Below are 15,719 nucleotides of genomic sequence, written 5' to 3' on the forward strand. Positions count from 1 at the left end.
AGGCTCCTCAGAACTGGAAGTACAGGAACGGCGAGAAACTGGCCGCCGAGAGTTTGAGAATCGAGGCCACGAACATCAGCAGGATCAAGGCGCGCATGACGTAGCGCGACCAATCGGCGGTCCAGTACGCAGGCTGAACCTGCGCATCGGTGCCGACGATGTAACCCGGTTGATGAATGCTCCCCGGCGTGTTGCCCGGTACGGCTTTGATCAGGCCTGGCACTGCCGAAGCAGGGCCGTCGGTTTGAACAGGCGCATCGCTGTTTGGTTTCTCCGGTGCGCGGTTGCGGTAGAAATCGCGCAGACCGAAGAACGCCAAAGTGATGTACGCCACGATCAGCGTCGCCACTTGCAGGCCGGTGAGGCTGGCGCGGTTCAGGTCCGACAGCTGCCACTCGCTGAAGCTGAACATCGCGCCGTACATACGGGCGGCGACGTGCAGGTTCTCGGCGCGGAAGATCACCCAGCCCATCACCACCAGCAGGAAGGTGAAGGCCCAACGCACGACGTTAAAGGTCTTGGGCGCCGTGTTGATGCCCAGCGCTTTTTCGATCGCCAGCCACACGCCGTGCCATGCACCCCAGACGATGTAGGTGATGTTGGCGCCGTGCCACAGACCGCCCAGCAGCATGGTCAGGAACAGGTTGCGGTAGGTGGCGACCTTGCCGCCACGGTTGCCGCCCAGGGTGATGTAGAGATAGTCACGCAGCCAGGTGGACAGGCTGATGTGCCAGCGACGCCAGAACTCGGTGATCGACTGGCTGACATAAGGCTGCTTGAAGTTTTCCATGAAGCGGAAACCCATCATCAGGCCCAGGCCGATGGCCATGTCGCTGTAACCGGAGAAGTCGAAGTACAGCTGCGCGGTGTACGCCAGTGCGCCGAGCCAGGCATCGCCCGTGGTCGGGTTTTGCAGGGCGAAGCAATGGTCGGCAACGACGGCCAGGGTGTCGGCGATGAAGACCTTCTTGATGAAACCCTGCATGAACCGCGTGCAGCCTTCGCTGAACTTGTCCAGGGTGTGGGTGCGGTTGTTGAACTGGTCCACCAAGTCGCGGAATCGCAGCACCGGGCCTGCGATCAGGTGCGGGAAGATCGCCACGAACGCAGCGAAGTCGATCAGGTTGCGGGTCGCCGGCGTGTCGCCACGGTAGACGTCGATGATGTAGCTGATGGACTCGAAGATGTAGAACGAGATCCCGATCGGCAACAGCACGTGGGTGAGGATGAACGGCTCAAGGCCGATCGACGTCATCATCGCGTTGATGCTGTCCACGCCAAAGTTGGCGTATTTGAAATAGCCCAGGATGCACAGGTCAACTGCGACACCCAGCAGCAGCCAGCGCTGCGCGGGTTTGGTCCTGACCCCGGCTGCACCGACGCGCAGGCCGATCCAGTAGTTCCACAGCGTTACACCTGCGAACAGTGCCAGGAAGTCCACTCGCCACCACGCGTAGAACACGTAACTGGCCACCAGCAGCAGCAGGTTGCGATAGCGTTGCCCGCTCAAGTAGTACAAGCCGAGAAACACCGGCAAGAACAGGAACAGGAACACGTTGGATGAGAAAACCATCCTTATCTCTCCGTTTGTCCAACATCAAGGGCCGCAGCCCCCCCAAACCCCCCATGAGAAATGGAGGGGTGAAACATATCCAGCCTCACCGCAGCCCTGTAGGAGTGAGCTTGCTCTGGGCGGCATTCCGACGATTAGCGGTGTGTCAGGCTCATCATGTTGATCGGGCTGACGAAATCGCGAGCAAGCTCACTCCTACAAGGGAGGTGGTGTTTTTAAGAACCGCCTTTCTCACCCTTCTCATGACTCGGGTCATACGTGCGAGTCATGTCGCCGCCGAGGCGGAAGTTCTTGAACGGTTGCATCTTGTGCTTCTGTTCCAGGACATCCGGGCCGCAGTCATAGAGCGAGCAGTAGGGTTCCAGCCAGGCGAATTTCATGTCGGTCTTCAGGTCCGTCATGTCTTGCTTATCGCCATCTTTGGCCTGGAATTCGTTACCCGAATCCTTCACGCCTGCCAGCACCCGATCACCCAGACGCTTGAGTGCGCCGTTGTTTTCAGGACGCAGATCGACGCCGTTGGCCTGGGCGAAACTGGCGATCATCGCCAGCGGCGGCAGGGCGTAGTTGTGGTACGCCAGTGCGCGCTGCTTACGCTTGAGTTCGTTCGGCAGGAAGCCCTGTTGGTCGACCTGATTGGCCGCGACCTTGAACTCCTTCACCGACCAGTCGAACAGGTCCTTGCGGTTGGTCGCCACGGCGGTAGACATCACCGACCAGGCCGCCCAGTACGAGTGGTTGTTGGTCTTGTCCAGCGGCAGGTTGTTCCAGTCGCTGACCACTTGGTCCGCCAGCTTGCTGAACCAGGCTTCGATCACTTGCGCGTCCTGCTGACGGGTGGCCAGCGGGTGCGACTCGGAGAATTTCAGGCGCAGGTAGGACGAGGACATGCTGCCCAGTGCCCATTTGCGCATCGACTTGCCGGTGTGGTTGAAGTCCTTGGACTCCAGCGCATCGGCCTTGGCCCACGTGGTGAGCATGCCGAGTGCGCAGTCGAGCTGTTCAGGACGCCCGTCACGCATGTACTGCATCACCACTTTGCTGGTGTTGCGCTCCATGGTGGTGATGTCCTTGGTCGTGTCGCGGAAGGCTTTTTCCGAGGCCACGTTCAGTGTTGCCCGGGCTTTGTCCGAGCCTTCGTACTTGCTGCGAAATTGCAGCGAGCCGGTGTAGGGCTGCGGCGTGGCATCACAGCTGAATTTGCCTTCGCTGCTTTTGTATTTCTCAACCCCTTCGTAGTACCCCTGCGGCGGCACGAGCGTGGACGCTGCGCTGGCGCTGGTGGCGAACGATGACGCGGACAACATGGCCAGCGACAGAAGGGTAGGGAGCATCATTTTTGGAGTGTGCATAGGAGCCTCATAACCCGGCTTGCGCGGTTTGATGCGCGACATTCGGGAACACGTTGCGTTTGCATACTTTCGCTTCGACTTCCTGCGGCGCAGTGCCCGCTTCAGGACCCTGCACTTCCACGGCGAGCAGTTGCTGGTCAGCCCAGTCCTTGTCGTCGCGCAGTTCGAAGGCGAAGCGCCCGTCGGTTTCGGATGTTTCAGGTTTTTCGATCTTCAGGTCTTCGTGGCGACCGTTCATGTACCAGAGGCGCGCATGAAGGGCTTTTACCGAGGTGTCAGCGAACTTGATGTCGACCTGATTACTGCCGTTACGCACGTCCTTGATGCCTGTTTTGCCGTTGACCAACAGCTCGTTGGTGCCTGGCTTGAGGGAGGTTTTGGTGGTCATCAGCGCGGGCTTGCCCTCGCAACCGTTGTCCAGCAGCGACATCATCTGGCGATAGATGGTCTCCTGGTCCAGGCGGTATAACGGCGAGAATTCCCAGATGAGAATCTTCGGCGGATGTTTCTGGAAGTCGTCGCTGCCCAGGTACTGCAGCATCGCCCCTTCAAGTCCGCCGCCAGGGAAGGCGACGTTCAACACGTCAGCACCCATGTATTCCTGCAAGAAGCCGGCGAAGTTGTAGTTCTTGCCGCTGTGACTGGTACCGACCAGGGTGATTTCCGGGGTGCCGGAATCGCCAAACAGGTCGCCGTCGGCTGCTTCGCCTTTCGGTTCGGTCTCGAACTGATCCATGTACTGGATGGCGTAGCTGGAGCCGCACAATTGACCGGCCATATTGTGCAGAGTGCCCTTCTTGCCCATGCGACCTGACAGATGGGTCTCGAATTCGCGCTTTGGAATGCCCGCGAACTCAGGCATTTTCTTCACCGATTCGGCGACGATTTTCGCGGTGCGCTGGGCGCCGTAGGGGGTCCAGTGCTGGTCGCCGCGGAAGTAGAAGTCGTGGACCTGCTGCTCGTTGGTCAACGGCGAAAGGTCCGGCACGGTGTAGCCCATTTTCGCGAAACGACCGAGCATGGCCTGGTAGTTACGCAAGGCGGTGTTGTAGTCGAACTTGTCGCGGTCGGCCGGGAACAGCTTGTTGCGGTCCACCAGCCCACGGGTCGGTTGATACACCACAACCAGCTCGACGCCCTTGCTCTTGAACGCGTCGTGCAGCTCTTGCATGCGACGGTAGCCTTCAGGCGTGGTGTCGAATTCGGTGCGCAAATCTTCGCGGGTCCGGAACAGCCAGTCGCCCTGGGCCTGCACCAGCGTGGTGAAGTTCTGCTGGTAGCGGGTGACGTAGTTCTTCTCGTCATGGGCTTCCGGGCACAGGCTGCAGCAAGGCTCGGCGGTAAACTTCGGCGCGCTGGCGTCGTCGGCGTAAGCGGCGTTGCTGGCAGCGAACAGTGCTGCGGTCAGGCCGGAGAGGCTGAGTAATTTAATCAAATGTGCGTGCATAGAAATGGCTTCCTCAGTCCCGGAGTTGTTTCTGGCTTTCGACCGGGTCGATCAACACGGCTTTTTGTTGGCGCACCAGCAGATCGAGGATTTCGTCCTGACGATCACCGAGCACGCCGTTGAAGCTGATCCCAGTGCTCTTGGTTGGCGCGAGCATCGACACCTTGTACAGCTCGACGCTGAGCGGCGAGTCGATGGAGAGCGGGCCGGAGCCGTTGGAGGTCAGTTCGCCACCGACCATGATCAGCGACACTTCGGCGTCGAACGGGTCGAGCTTGATGTCGCGGTCGGTGTCGGACAGGTCCTTGATGTGGCCGTAGACGCCCATCAGGCCGTTGCCGATGGCCAGGTTCTCGTACAGCTTGATGTTGGTGCTGTTGCGAACCCGAATGCCGTGGCGTTTGTTGGCGAAGACACGGTTGCCCCACAACAGGTTGTCGGCGCTCTCGTACAGCGTGATGCCGTCGGAGTGGTTGCGGTAAATCTGGTTGTAGGCCACCAGGTTGTTCACGCTGTTACGGTCCAGCACGATGCCGGAGAGGTGATTCTCGTAGCTCTTGTTGTTGATGATGAAGCTGTCGTTCACCTCACGGGAAACGATGATCCCGTGCTTTTTCTTGGTCCCGTACACCGTGTTCTCGGCAATGATCAGACCGTGTGAACGGTCATGCGGGTCGATGCCGTAGATGATGTTGTCGCGGTAGGTGTTGCCCTTGACCACGAAGTCACGGGTCTCATAGCAGTAGTAGCCGTACCACATGTCCGAGAACTCGGAATTGACGATCCAGCCGGTCGGGTCCGGGCGGTTCATCTTGACCTTCGTCATGGGCGTGTACTGCGAAATACTGACGCCGTACGACTTGCTGTTGTTGTAACCCATGCTCGCCATCTTGGTGTTGAAGATGTAGGTCTGGGTACCGCCCCAGGACAGCAGGAACGGACGGAATTCCTTCGGCGCCTTGAACGTCGACGGCCCATTGGCTTTCTCGCTCCAGCCGGTCAGCTTGGTGTCCTGCATGAACAACTGGTTGTCGTTGATCAGAAACGCACCGGCTTCCTGAGACAGGCGCAGTTCGGTGGTTTTCTTGTCGACTTCGAAGATGCCTTTGTGGCCGACCACGATCGGCAGTCGCGCCAGAAAAACGCCCGGTGAGGTTTCGCTCAAATACTGCTTGGGTACTTTTTTCGCCAGGTCCTGAAGGGTCATGTAGCCGTCGTCGACAAAGATCGCCTGGGGGATGCCGTGCTGGCGTGCCACCCATTCGGCCATCTTGTTATCGCCGCCAATGAACTCCTTGAGCGAGTCTTCCTGCATCATGCGGCGGATCGACACCTTGCCCGGCTTGCTGCGCACGATCTTTTTCTGCATCGCCTGCTGGGTGTAGCCCGACAGGTCCGGCAATTTGGGTTTGTCCATCTTCAGCGGCCCGGCGTCGGGGCTGCTGATGGTGTACGTCTTGGCCTGATGCAGGCCCTTGACCACTTCTTCGCCACTGGCCGGTTGCGCGGCAGCTGCGGTGGGCAAAGGCACCGGGGTGTTCGCCATGGCCTGGGTGCTGGCCAGCAGCAGTGCGCTGCTGAGCACCGCGCTTTCGAGCAGGGCGTGGGGCCATGCCCGATGCCGTAAGTTCGCTTGGCTGTTCATCTCATTGCACTCCTATAGCGGCTTGCATCAGAAGCGCCAGATGACGTCGACGATGGCGCGGTGCATGTAGTTGTCCACGCCGCTGCCATACGCATCGCCGGGTTTGAACACGCCCGCACGCAGGCGAACCAGCGCCGACGGCTCGTCGAAGGACTGGCTGACCGAGGTCGGCAGCAGGCCTTGGTTGAAGTATTTGGTGACCACCAGGTCCATCTCCTGACCCAGGTCCTTGTTGCCGTCTTGCAGCGGCAAGGACGTGAAGGTGGAAACGCCATCGGCGTCGACACTTTCGCTGGCCGGGTTGATGCCTGCGCCACCGATGCCTGCATGGCCATCGACACGACGGAACTTGTGGTAGATCAGCGAGGCGTCGTACTCGTCCTGCATTTGCCAGGATGCGAACAGCGAGCCGGATTCCACGTTGGCCATTTCGCCCTGGAAGGCTTCACCGAAGCGATGCACGCGTGAGCGGGTGCCGGTCCAGTTTGAGCGGTTGCTCTCAAGGCCGTTCTGCTCGTAGTTCTTGCTGGCGCGGGAGTAAGCGCCGCCGACCTGCCATTGCGGGTCGAGACGGAAACGCAGGCCCAGATCGGTCGCCCAGCCATTCACGTGACTGCTGTCTTTCTGACCGGCCAGGTATTGATCGGTGGCGGCGTCGTAGGTCGAGCCGATCTGATCGCGATTACCGGTCAGCCAGGTCAGGCTGCCCCAGTAATTGACGTTGTTCAGGTTGCGGTAGTTGTACGCATCGCTGTTGGCCTGAAGGCCGAGCCAGGTGAGGTCGCCACGGCTGGTCTTGTCCAGATCGTCGATGGCTTCGCCCTGATGTTTCAGGCTGCCGTCGTCGTGGGTGTGGTGCGCACGAATGCCCGCCCATTGGCCCGGCATCCATTGGTACTGCACGTCGCCGAACAGGTGTTGGCGATCTTTGTCCTGGGCCGACAGCTCGGTCAGGTCGGTGCGGTATTCGCTGAAGCGTTGCGCCGCGCCGAGTTCAGCCTTGAGCAACGTGGTGTCGAAGGTCCAGTTCAGGGCTTCGATGTTGGTGTCGTGCCACTGGCCATCGTCGTTACGCAGGCGCTGGCGACCGAATTTCAGAATCTCGCCGGGGTAAGGTGTGAAGCCGCTATAACCGATCCAGAACTCACGCAGCGCCGCGTAGCTGTCGTCCACTTCGCGGCTGCTGGAGGTCTTGCGGGCACGCTGGCTGGACTGGCCATCGGCATTGTTGACCTGCTGGTCCAGCGGGTCGGTCTGGATGGTGTCGGTGGCCGTGACCACTTGCCCCATCGCGTAGCCGCTCCAGTTGCCCCATTGGCCATAAGCCCATGGACGCAGGTCCAGACCGAGACCGTTGACGTCGCCACCGCCACGGGTGCCGAGGTCGCGGTCATCTTCCATCTGGCCGGTCGCCTTCACTTCGATGCCGAAATTCTTTTCTTCGGTCAAGGCCGCCAGGGTCGGTGTGGCCCAGATCAGGGTGAAGCCCAGGCCAAGCCCGGCCGCCATCAGAGGGTTCAACTTAAGCTTCATAGAGGTGCGTCCTCGCCGTCTTTTTCTTCTTGCAGGGTCTGCAAGGCCAGCGCGTTTTGCGCTGAGGTCCCACGGACCTGCTGTTCGCGTTGGAGAAGACTCTGTGCCTGGGCACGCTTCTCAGGCGGCAATTGATCGTTCAGCTGCTGCATCAGGTCCGCCGCCTGCGGGGTGCCCTGACTTTGCGCGAGCTGACCGAAGACCCAGGCATTCACCGGGTCGGGTTTGATGCCCTTGCCGCCGGAGAACAGCTGCGCGAGGGCGAAGTCGGCGCTGGCCTGACCGCCACGCGCGGAGGTCAGCAACTCGTCTACGGCGCGCTGGGCGTCGGGGTGGCCAAGGTAGCCACGGCGGTACAACTGACCGAGGTAGTAATGCGCGGAAATCTGCGTCGGCGCGGCCTTGGTCAGGTGCTCCTCGGCTTTCTTCGCATCCGGCAGGACCAGCTTGCCCTCGTAGTACAGCTTGCCCAGCAACAGCTCGGCACGGGGCTGATCCGCCGCACGACCGTTGTCCAGGTATTCCATCATCTTGTTGACGTCGCCCAGTTCGGGGTAGTCGTACAGCAACTGAGCGAGGCTGACCCACGAGGCCGGATAGCCCGGGGCAACTTTTTCCAGCAGTCGCTGAGCGGTCTTCTCGTCAGGCTTGCCGAGGGTCGCGTCGGCCAGCACGCGGGCGACGGTGTCGACCCGCATGGCCGGGACGCTGCCGCTGGAATAGCCGCTTTCCATCTGCTTCAACAACGCCGCCTGTTTGTCGGCGTCGCCGCGTTTCTGATAGACCGTGGCCAGTTCCATGTAGCAAACGTCGTTGGTGCGCAGGGCCTGTTTGCAAATGCTTTCGACGTCAGCCAGATGCTGATCGTAGGTGCCTTGGGTGCGATACAGCAGCACCTGCGCCAGACCCGCTTCCGGATAACCCTGGGCACGCCATTCATCGATCTTCTGCTGCGCGTTCACGTTGGGGAACGTGTGCGGGTATTGCAGATAGAGCAGCGCCAGCGGCACCAGCGTGCCGGCTTCACCGTTGGCGAAGGCTTTCTTCAACAGCCCCTCGGCCTCGTGTTGCTCGGCCGGGGTCGAGTTGGGCTTGACCGCCAGCAGCTTGCCCAGGCGCGATTGCGCGCGAGGCGAGGTTGCAGCGGCGGCGCGGTAAGTCGCTTCGGCCTGTTTGATCAGTTCCGGGTCGCGGGTGCCGACCTGAATGTCTGCAAGACCGACCTGTGCATCGCTATAACCCAGGTCCGCCAGTTGCCGATAGTTTTGCTCCGCCACGGCGGTATCGCCGCGTTGCAGGGCTTCATTGGCCAGGCGCTGGTCGGGCAGGTTGATGCCACAACCCCCCAGACCCAGGGCAATCGCCAGGCTCAACAACGTAGGGGCTGACAAGCTTCGTAGTGGGCTAGCCATGTTTAGAGACCTGCGGCCGTGGCTTTGTCGATCAGCCAGTTCAGCGAAGGACCGCGATCACTGACCACTTCCACCGGCAGACCGGCGAGGCTGCTGTTCAGCGATTCGTCAGGCTGGATCTGCACCCGAATGTCGGACGACAGATCGGCAGGGCTCAACGCGGTGGCGCTGACGATCTTGCCGCGATGGGTAGTGTCGTCGCCTGCAACGGTGAAGTTCACGCGAGCACCCGGCTGAACGTCGGCGAACTGGCGATAGGTGAAGCGGGCATCGACGTTGGCGGCGATGTTGCGAGGGATCATCTGGAAGATCACCTGGCCTTTGCTGGCGTATTGACCGTCGGCCACCAGTTGCTTGCCGATGATGCAATCGCAAGGGCTGGTCATGGTCCCGGCCAGTTGGCGACCGAACAACTCTTCGATTTTCGCCGGTTGCATCTGATCCGGGTCGAGGTTGCCCTTGAGCATGTCGAGCATGCTGGTGTTGAACGTGGCCAGTGGCGCGCCTTTGGCGACCGGGCTATTCGGGGCGACGAGGCTGGTCAGGGTGCCTTCGCGAGGCATGGTCACGTCCATGGAAGGAACGCTGACCAGACCGGACGTGGAGTGGCTGACGAAGTACATGCCGTACACCGACTTGGCCACGAAACCGAACGCCACCAGACCGACCACGAAGATACCGGCGCTGAAAGTGACTGCACGCAGACGACCGAAGGCGCTCAGGCCGCTGCCGCTGTCCTTGACCTTGCGCGCCTTGGTGAAGTTGTCGCGCTGCAGGGTCGCCAGCACTTCGCCCATGCTGACGATGTCGCCGGACAGATGCGAGGTGATCAAGTGACGCAGGGTCGCGATGTCCTGGGCTTCAAGGTGCTGGAACTGGCAACCGACGCGACCACTGGCGGCGTCGTAGGCGCGAATCTGCAATTCGACGTCCATCGCCAGGCCGAGGTTGTCGACCAGAAACTGCAGGCGGGCCTTGATGACCTCACCGACAGTCGGCTTCAGGTTTGCTGGCGTGATGTAGCTCAAGCCGCCAGCGGACAGGTCTTCGACGCGCACCAGTGGGGCATTGGGCTGACCATTGAGCAGGCGCAGCTTGGCGGGAATTTTGATCCGGGCATGCTGACGCTGAGCTTCGGATTCATGGACGACGTTTGCATTCACGGCTGGGTTCATGGCTGTGTTCATGGCGTAGTTTCCTGAGTAATCGAGTTGATCCATTAGTGCGGTCAGACCATTGTCAGCAGCACGGCAACGAAGATGCTGCCAGCCGAGAAAGTCATGGTTCGAGACGACCAGGTGTTGAACCAACCCTGGAAGCTGGCCATGTCGCGGCTCAGTTTGGTGTCTTGGCGGGTCCAGGACTGGCGGTCGAGGCGGAAGAAGACGTAGATCTTCATCAGCGCGCCGACGATCTGGTTGTAATAAAGAATCGCGGGGTAGGCCGGGCCAATGGCGTGTCCCGAGCAGGACAGCAGCAGCGTCAGGATCAGGCGGGTGATGCCGATCCAGAGCAGGTAAGCGAGCAGGAAGCTCACACCGTATTTGAGGCTGGCAAGAATCGCGACGGTCAAGCCGAGGATCGACGTCCACATCGACACACGCTGGTCGAACAGCACGATGCTGGTGAATACGCCAAGGCGACGAACACCCAGGCCCAGTGCACGAGAGTTCTGACGCAGGTTGTTGCCATACCAGCGGTACATCAGCTTGCGGCTGGCCTTGAGAAAGCTCTTCTCGGGCGGGTGCTCGACCGTGTTGATGGCGGCGTCCGGCACGTAGAACGTGTCGTAGCCGAGGCGCATCAGGCTGAACCAGCTCGACTTGTCATCGCCGGTCAGAAACTTGAAGCGGCCCAGGCGCCAGTGTTGCAGCGAGTCGCTTTCAACGTCGGCGATGAAGTCGGGGTCGGTCACGACCGTGGCGCGGAACACCGACATCCGGCCGGTCATGGTCAGCACGCGTTTGGACAGGGCCATCGAGCACATGTTGATGTGGCGCTGGGCGAAGCGCAGCTTGTGCCACTCGCTCATGATGTAGCCGCCGCGCACTTCACAGAATTCGTTGGTGGTCAGGCCGCCGACATTGCCGAACAACTGGAACCAAGGGACGGTTTTCTTCACCACGCCTTCCGCCAGCACGGTGTCGCCATCGATCACGGCTACGACGGCACGGTCGTCCGGCATGTGGCGCGAGATGGCGCGGAAACCGAAGGCCAGGCCATCGCGTTTGCCGGTCCCGGCGATGCGCACGAAGTCGAGGGTCACGTGCGGCGGCGGGTTGTGTTTGGCCCACAAGGCCTTCACTAGCAGTTCATCCGACATCTCGACCAGCGAGCAGACGACGGTGGTCGGGTAGCCGCAAGCGATGGCTTCCTGGATGACCGAGCTGTAGACCTGCGCGGTGGTCAGCGCGTCGATACGAAAGCTCGTGACCATCAAGAACACGTGAGACGGATCAGCGGCCTTGCCCAACTTGCGAACTTTGCGGCGCAGGTGGGGATAAACGATGTAGAGAAAAATCATGCCGCGCACAAAGTGCGTTGCGCCCATCGAGTAGCGCCAGATACCGACGATACCGACCAGGAAAATAAAGTCTTTCGACTGGGAGTCGAACAATGTCGCTGGCAGTGCCATCGCAATGGCCGCCAACACACACAAGTAAAACAGCCAACCGGCGGCTTGAAGAAAGCCGTGTCTTAGCCCGTTCATAATCTGCATCCCTAAATCAGTTGCAAGCCGCAAGCTTCAAGCCCCAAGCCCAGGCAGAATGCGCTGGACTCGAGACCTGGAGCTGGCCATTAGCTTGTCGCTTGAAACTTGCAGCTCGCCGCTGCTCTTACCAGCAGATGCCTTCGGTCTGGCCGTTTTCGGTGGTGGCGCCGGTCATGAAGCCGACGAGGTCGATGACCTTTTTACCGGCCGGGGCGTTGTTGGCCAGCGCGCGGAAACGCTCGTCACGGTTACCGAGGATGATGACGTCAGAGTTGTCGACCACGGCGTCAAAGTCGGAGTTGAGCAGGGACGAGACGTGGGGGATTTTCGACTCGATGTACTCTTTGTTCGCGCCGTGAACACGGGCGTACTCGACGTTGGCGTCGTAGATGCTCAGGTCGAAACCTTTACCGATCAGCATTTCTGCCAGTTCGACCAGTGGGCTTTCGCGCAGGTCGTCGGTGCCGGCCTTAAAGCTCAGACCCAGCAGTGCCACTTTGCGGTTGTCAGTGGCCGCAACGATGTCGAAGGCGTTCTGCACCTGGGAAACGTTGCTGCGCATCAGGGAGTTGAGCAGTGGCGCTTCGACGTCCAGTGAGCTGGCGCGGTAGGTCAGGGCGCGCACATCTTTCGGCAGGCAGGAGCCGCCGAACGCGAAGCCTGGACGCATGTAGTACTGCGACAGGTTCAGGGCTTTGTCCTGGCACACCACTTCCATCACTTCACGACCGTCGACACCGACTGCCTTGGCGATGTTGCCGATTTCGTTGGCGAAGGTGACCTTAGTCGCGTGCCAGACGTTGCAGGTGTACTTGATCATCTCGGCAACGGCGATGTCCTTGCGGATGATCGGCGCGTCGAGTTCTTCGTACAGGGATTGCAGGACGTCGCCGGAGGCTTTGTCGAACTCGCCGATAACGGTCATCGGTGGGTGATCGTAGTCTTTGATCGCGGTGCTTTCACGCAGGAACTCAGGGTTCACCGCCACGCCGAAATCAACACCCGCCTTCTTGCCCGAGCAGTCTTCCAGAATCGGGATGACCACATTGGCGACGGTGCCCGGCAACACGGTGCTGCGCACGACGATGGTGTGGCGAGAGGTTTTCTCACGCAGCACGAAACCGATTTCGCGGCAGACGGACTCGATGAAATCCAGCTCCAGGTCGCCGTTTTTCTTGCTTGGCGTGCCGACGCAGATCATCGACAGGTCAGTGGCGCGAATCGCTTCGGAGAAGTCAGTCGTACCGCGCAGTTTGCCGGTCTTGATCCCGTTCTCCAGCAGCTCGCCCAAGCCCGGTTCCACGATTGGAGACTTGCCCTGATTGATCAGGTCGATCTTGGCGCTGGAGATATCCACACCGACCACATCATGACCACGTGCCGAGAGGCAACCAGCACATACTGCACCGACATAGCCCAAACCAAAGATGCTGATATGCATCGTAATCTCCTCGATTTTTACGCCATTAGTTGGCTGGATATAAGTACTGTCTTTCAACTTTCGCGCACTCGTCCGCACGGCAAGTTAATGTCGTGACACAAGCACAGGCAGAATTTAATAGGGGCGGCGTCGTGTTAAAGGCGGGCCCGAATATTACAGGTTACAAGCGTCGAGTGACCCATACATATGTATGTGGGTTCCCGATCTGGGATATGGCATAACACTCCACCGGATGATTGTGAGTCGCTGCCGCGCCTCTGGCTCAGGGCTTTTGGCCATGATTCAGTATGGTCCTGCTCGTCAGTGGCTTTACAGCACCCGATTGGTGCTTGCTCGATCTACTTCAACTAGTTTGGTGCGTTCTCTCCTTGCACGTACCACATAGACCGACGGGTCTAACTACGTTGACTAGTAACTTCCAGATCTGTCCTTATGCCATGTAAGAGATGTCTCACAAGGTGGACGAGAATTGTTACGGGATGTAGGAGCATGAGGTTTCCCCAGAAGTTCCTGGCCGCTCGTCCTCTTTTCGAGAATTTTCGATACAGGTTCGTTTTTTACGGTAATTGCACTTTGATAGCACTTTCGATTTAGTCCTTTATATTAAGGGGTTTGCGGCGACAACATGTAACTGTGCCACTAGTACAAAAAAGCGATAGGCCACTACAAAAAAATGTTGTTAATTTTTTGAGAAAAACCAGGCGGCATTTGCGGGTGATCATAAATTGGCGCCAATAACATGGCCTTTAAACCGTTCGTCTGCCAGAACAGTCCTACGGGAACTTCAAAAATCGTCCTACGTGTTTCCTTTCTTCTGTGGATCGAGATGCCCTCTGATCGCGCGCACTCTTCGCGCCTTCATTTTTTGGGGCATTTTTCTTGGGTATCTGGATGCGAACCGGGCTGGTCATTGCCGGTTTAGGGTTAATCAGCACGGCATATGCCGCACCGGGCGCTAACCCTGGCGACCGAAGCGTTATCACCGACCGGCAGGAACGGCTGCTTGAGGACCAGCGGCGCAAGTTGGAGCAGCTCCAGCACTTGCAGACGCCGACCATTACGCCGACACGCCAGTCAAAACCGACTTCCAGCGCTTGTTTTCCCATTCGGCGTATCACGCTGAAAGGCGCGGCTCATTTGAGCGTTGCGGACCAGCGACGGCTGGTCGAACCCTTTCATAATCAGTGCCTCGGTGCCGCCCAGCTCGATGGCCTACTTCGCGGCGTCACAAACCATTACCTGAACAAGGGGTGGGTCACCAGCCGGGCGTATTTGCCTGAGCAGGACCTGTCCGGTGGGACGCTGACGGTGCAAGTCGTCGAAGGTCAGTTGGAAGCGTTGGGCGCAGAGCAGGGCGCCTTCACTGCGCAGGAATTGCGCATGGGGTTTCCGGGTCAGGCTGGTGAAATCCTGGATTTGCGAACGCTCGAACAGTTGGTCGATCAACTCAACCGTCTGCCCTCGAATCGGGCGCGACTGGAACTCAAGCCCGGCAAACAGGTGGGCGGCAGCGATGTTCGCGTGCTCAATGAGCCACTGAAACCGTGGCGCGCGCAGCTCTCGCGCAGCAATGCCGGGCAAAAAAGCACTGGCGAGCAGCAATGGGATTTGGGGCTGGAGTGGGACAATCCGCTGGGCCTCGCCGACCGTCTCAATCTGCGTAGCGGCGCAGATGCGGTCAGTGATCACCAACGCCATTCTGAAAGTTCGATGCTGTATTACGAACTGCCCTATCAGTGGTGGAACGTCAGCTACGCACAGAGCCGCAGCCACTATCGATCCTGCGTTCAGGCGAATGACTTTGCCTTCGCGCAGACCGGGGACACGGTCAGTCATCAGGTGCATGCCGAACGCGTGTTGCACCGTGATGGCGTCGGCAAAACCTCACTGCAACTGGGCGTCTCTCATCTGCGCAGCAACAGCTATATCGAAGGCAGTCGCCTGCTCGGCAGCAGCCATCGTCTGAGCGAACTGCAAGTGGGGCTTAGTCACGGACGGCGCATCGGCTCGGTCTTCACCAACCTTTCGCTGGGCATGCAAAAAGGCGTCGGTGCATTCGGTGCGCAACGTACGACGCCGAATAATCCTGCGCGCCCGGACGATCGCCAACCCCAGTCGCGGTACCGCAAATACGGCGCGACGCTGAGCGTGCTCGCGCCGTTTCAGTTGGCAGGCGAGGCGTTCATGTTCAGCAGCATGGCCACCGGTCAGTACAGTCAGGACGTGCTGTTCAGCCCACAGCGCATGAGCTTGGGAGGCGAGTCGTCGGTGCGGGGTTACAAGGAGCAATTCCTGTCCGGCGACAGCGGCGGTTACTGGCGCAACGACCTGCGCTGGACCCGGCCCGTGAACGTCGATTGGCTGCGTCCGGTGGTCTCCGGCTACGGCATCAACCTCGGCTATGACCGGGGCGTCATCCGACATCACGGGTTTGACGGCGGCCAGCATGGTCGCCTTTCGGGGCATTCCACCGAGCTGTTCGCCGGTGGTGAACATGCCTCGCTCAGCCTGACATTTGCTCATTCCCTCGAACGGCCCGACGCCCTCGCCGAGCGCGAGACCCCGGTTTACCTGCGCCTGAAACTCTTCCTGTAACCGCATTC

Annotated in this window: 10 protein-coding genes; 1 reads left to right on the top strand and 9 read right to left on the bottom strand. The window is 59.8% G+C overall.

All coding sequences use genetic code 11. The annotated features are described in order from the left end of the window. Window positions 1-7: 7 nt before the first annotated feature. The 9 genes from AAEO81_RS05565 to AAEO81_RS05605 all read right to left on the bottom strand — a co-directional run bounded on the left by AAEO81_RS05565 (window position 8) and on the right by AAEO81_RS05605 (window position 13,116). Window positions 8-1,573, bottom strand: coding sequence for an MBOAT family protein (locus tag AAEO81_RS05565; protein WP_341962170.1), 1,566 nt, complete (start codon window positions 1,571-1,573; stop codon window positions 8-10). Between the two features lie 215 nt (window positions 1,574-1,788). Next, window positions 1,789-2,925 carry a mannuronate-specific alginate lyase gene (locus AAEO81_RS05570; RefSeq protein WP_341962172.1) on the bottom strand — a complete coding sequence of 379 codons (1,137 nt, stop codon included), beginning with the start codon at window positions 2,923-2,925 and terminating at the stop codon, window positions 1,789-1,791. Window positions 2,926-2,932: 7 nt separating this feature from the next. After that, window positions 2,933-4,372, bottom strand: a complete 1,440-nt coding sequence (locus AAEO81_RS05575) for an alginate O-acetyltransferase (RefSeq protein WP_166597151.1) — start codon at window positions 4,370-4,372, stop codon at window positions 2,933-2,935. Between the two features lie 13 nt (window positions 4,373-4,385). Continuing rightward, window positions 4,386-6,017 carry a mannuronan 5-epimerase AlgG gene (gene algG, locus AAEO81_RS05580; RefSeq protein WP_341962177.1) on the bottom strand — a complete coding sequence of 544 codons (1,632 nt, stop codon included), beginning with the start codon at window positions 6,015-6,017 and terminating at the stop codon, window positions 4,386-4,388. Between the two features lie 27 nt (window positions 6,018-6,044). Continuing rightward, on the bottom strand, window positions 6,045-7,550 hold the full coding sequence (locus AAEO81_RS05585) for an alginate export family protein (RefSeq protein WP_341962178.1): 1,506 nt from the start codon (window positions 7,548-7,550) through the stop codon (window positions 6,045-6,047). Continuing rightward, window positions 7,547-8,962 carry an alginate biosynthesis TPR repeat lipoprotein AlgK gene (gene algK, locus AAEO81_RS05590; RefSeq protein ID WP_341962179.1) on the bottom strand — a complete coding sequence of 472 codons (1,416 nt, stop codon included), beginning with the start codon at window positions 8,960-8,962 and terminating at the stop codon, window positions 7,547-7,549. The genes AAEO81_RS05585 and algK overlap by 4 nt, the downstream gene beginning before the upstream one ends. 2 nt (window positions 8,963-8,964) lie before the next feature. Then, window positions 8,965-10,137 (bottom strand): PilZ domain-containing protein, encoded by a 1,173-nt coding sequence (locus AAEO81_RS05595; protein WP_341964469.1) that lies wholly within the window; start codon window positions 10,135-10,137, stop codon window positions 8,965-8,967. 53 nt (window positions 10,138-10,190) lie between these two features. Further along, entirely contained in the window at window positions 10,191-11,672 is a 1,482-nt protein-coding gene (gene alg8, locus AAEO81_RS05600; RefSeq protein WP_166597147.1) for a mannuronan synthase, read from the bottom strand. A 127-nt stretch (window positions 11,673-11,799) separates the two neighbouring features. Beyond that, on the bottom strand, window positions 11,800-13,116 hold the full coding sequence (locus tag AAEO81_RS05605) for a nucleotide sugar dehydrogenase (protein ID WP_341962180.1): 1,317 nt from the start codon (window positions 13,114-13,116) through the stop codon (window positions 11,800-11,802). 891 nt (window positions 13,117-14,007) lie between these two features. Between AAEO81_RS05605 and AAEO81_RS05610 the strand changes: the two genes are divergently transcribed. Next, window positions 14,008-15,711 carry a ShlB/FhaC/HecB family hemolysin secretion/activation protein gene (locus AAEO81_RS05610; protein ID WP_341964470.1) on the top strand — a complete coding sequence of 568 codons (1,704 nt, stop codon included), beginning with the start codon at window positions 14,008-14,010 and terminating at the stop codon, window positions 15,709-15,711. The last annotated feature ends 8 nt before the right edge of the window (window positions 15,712-15,719 follow it).

Origin of the sequence: Pseudomonas sp. RC10 (assembly GCF_038397775.1) — a bacterium.
GTDB classification, from domain to species: Bacteria; Pseudomonadota; Gammaproteobacteria; order Pseudomonadales; family Pseudomonadaceae; genus Aquipseudomonas; species Aquipseudomonas bambusae.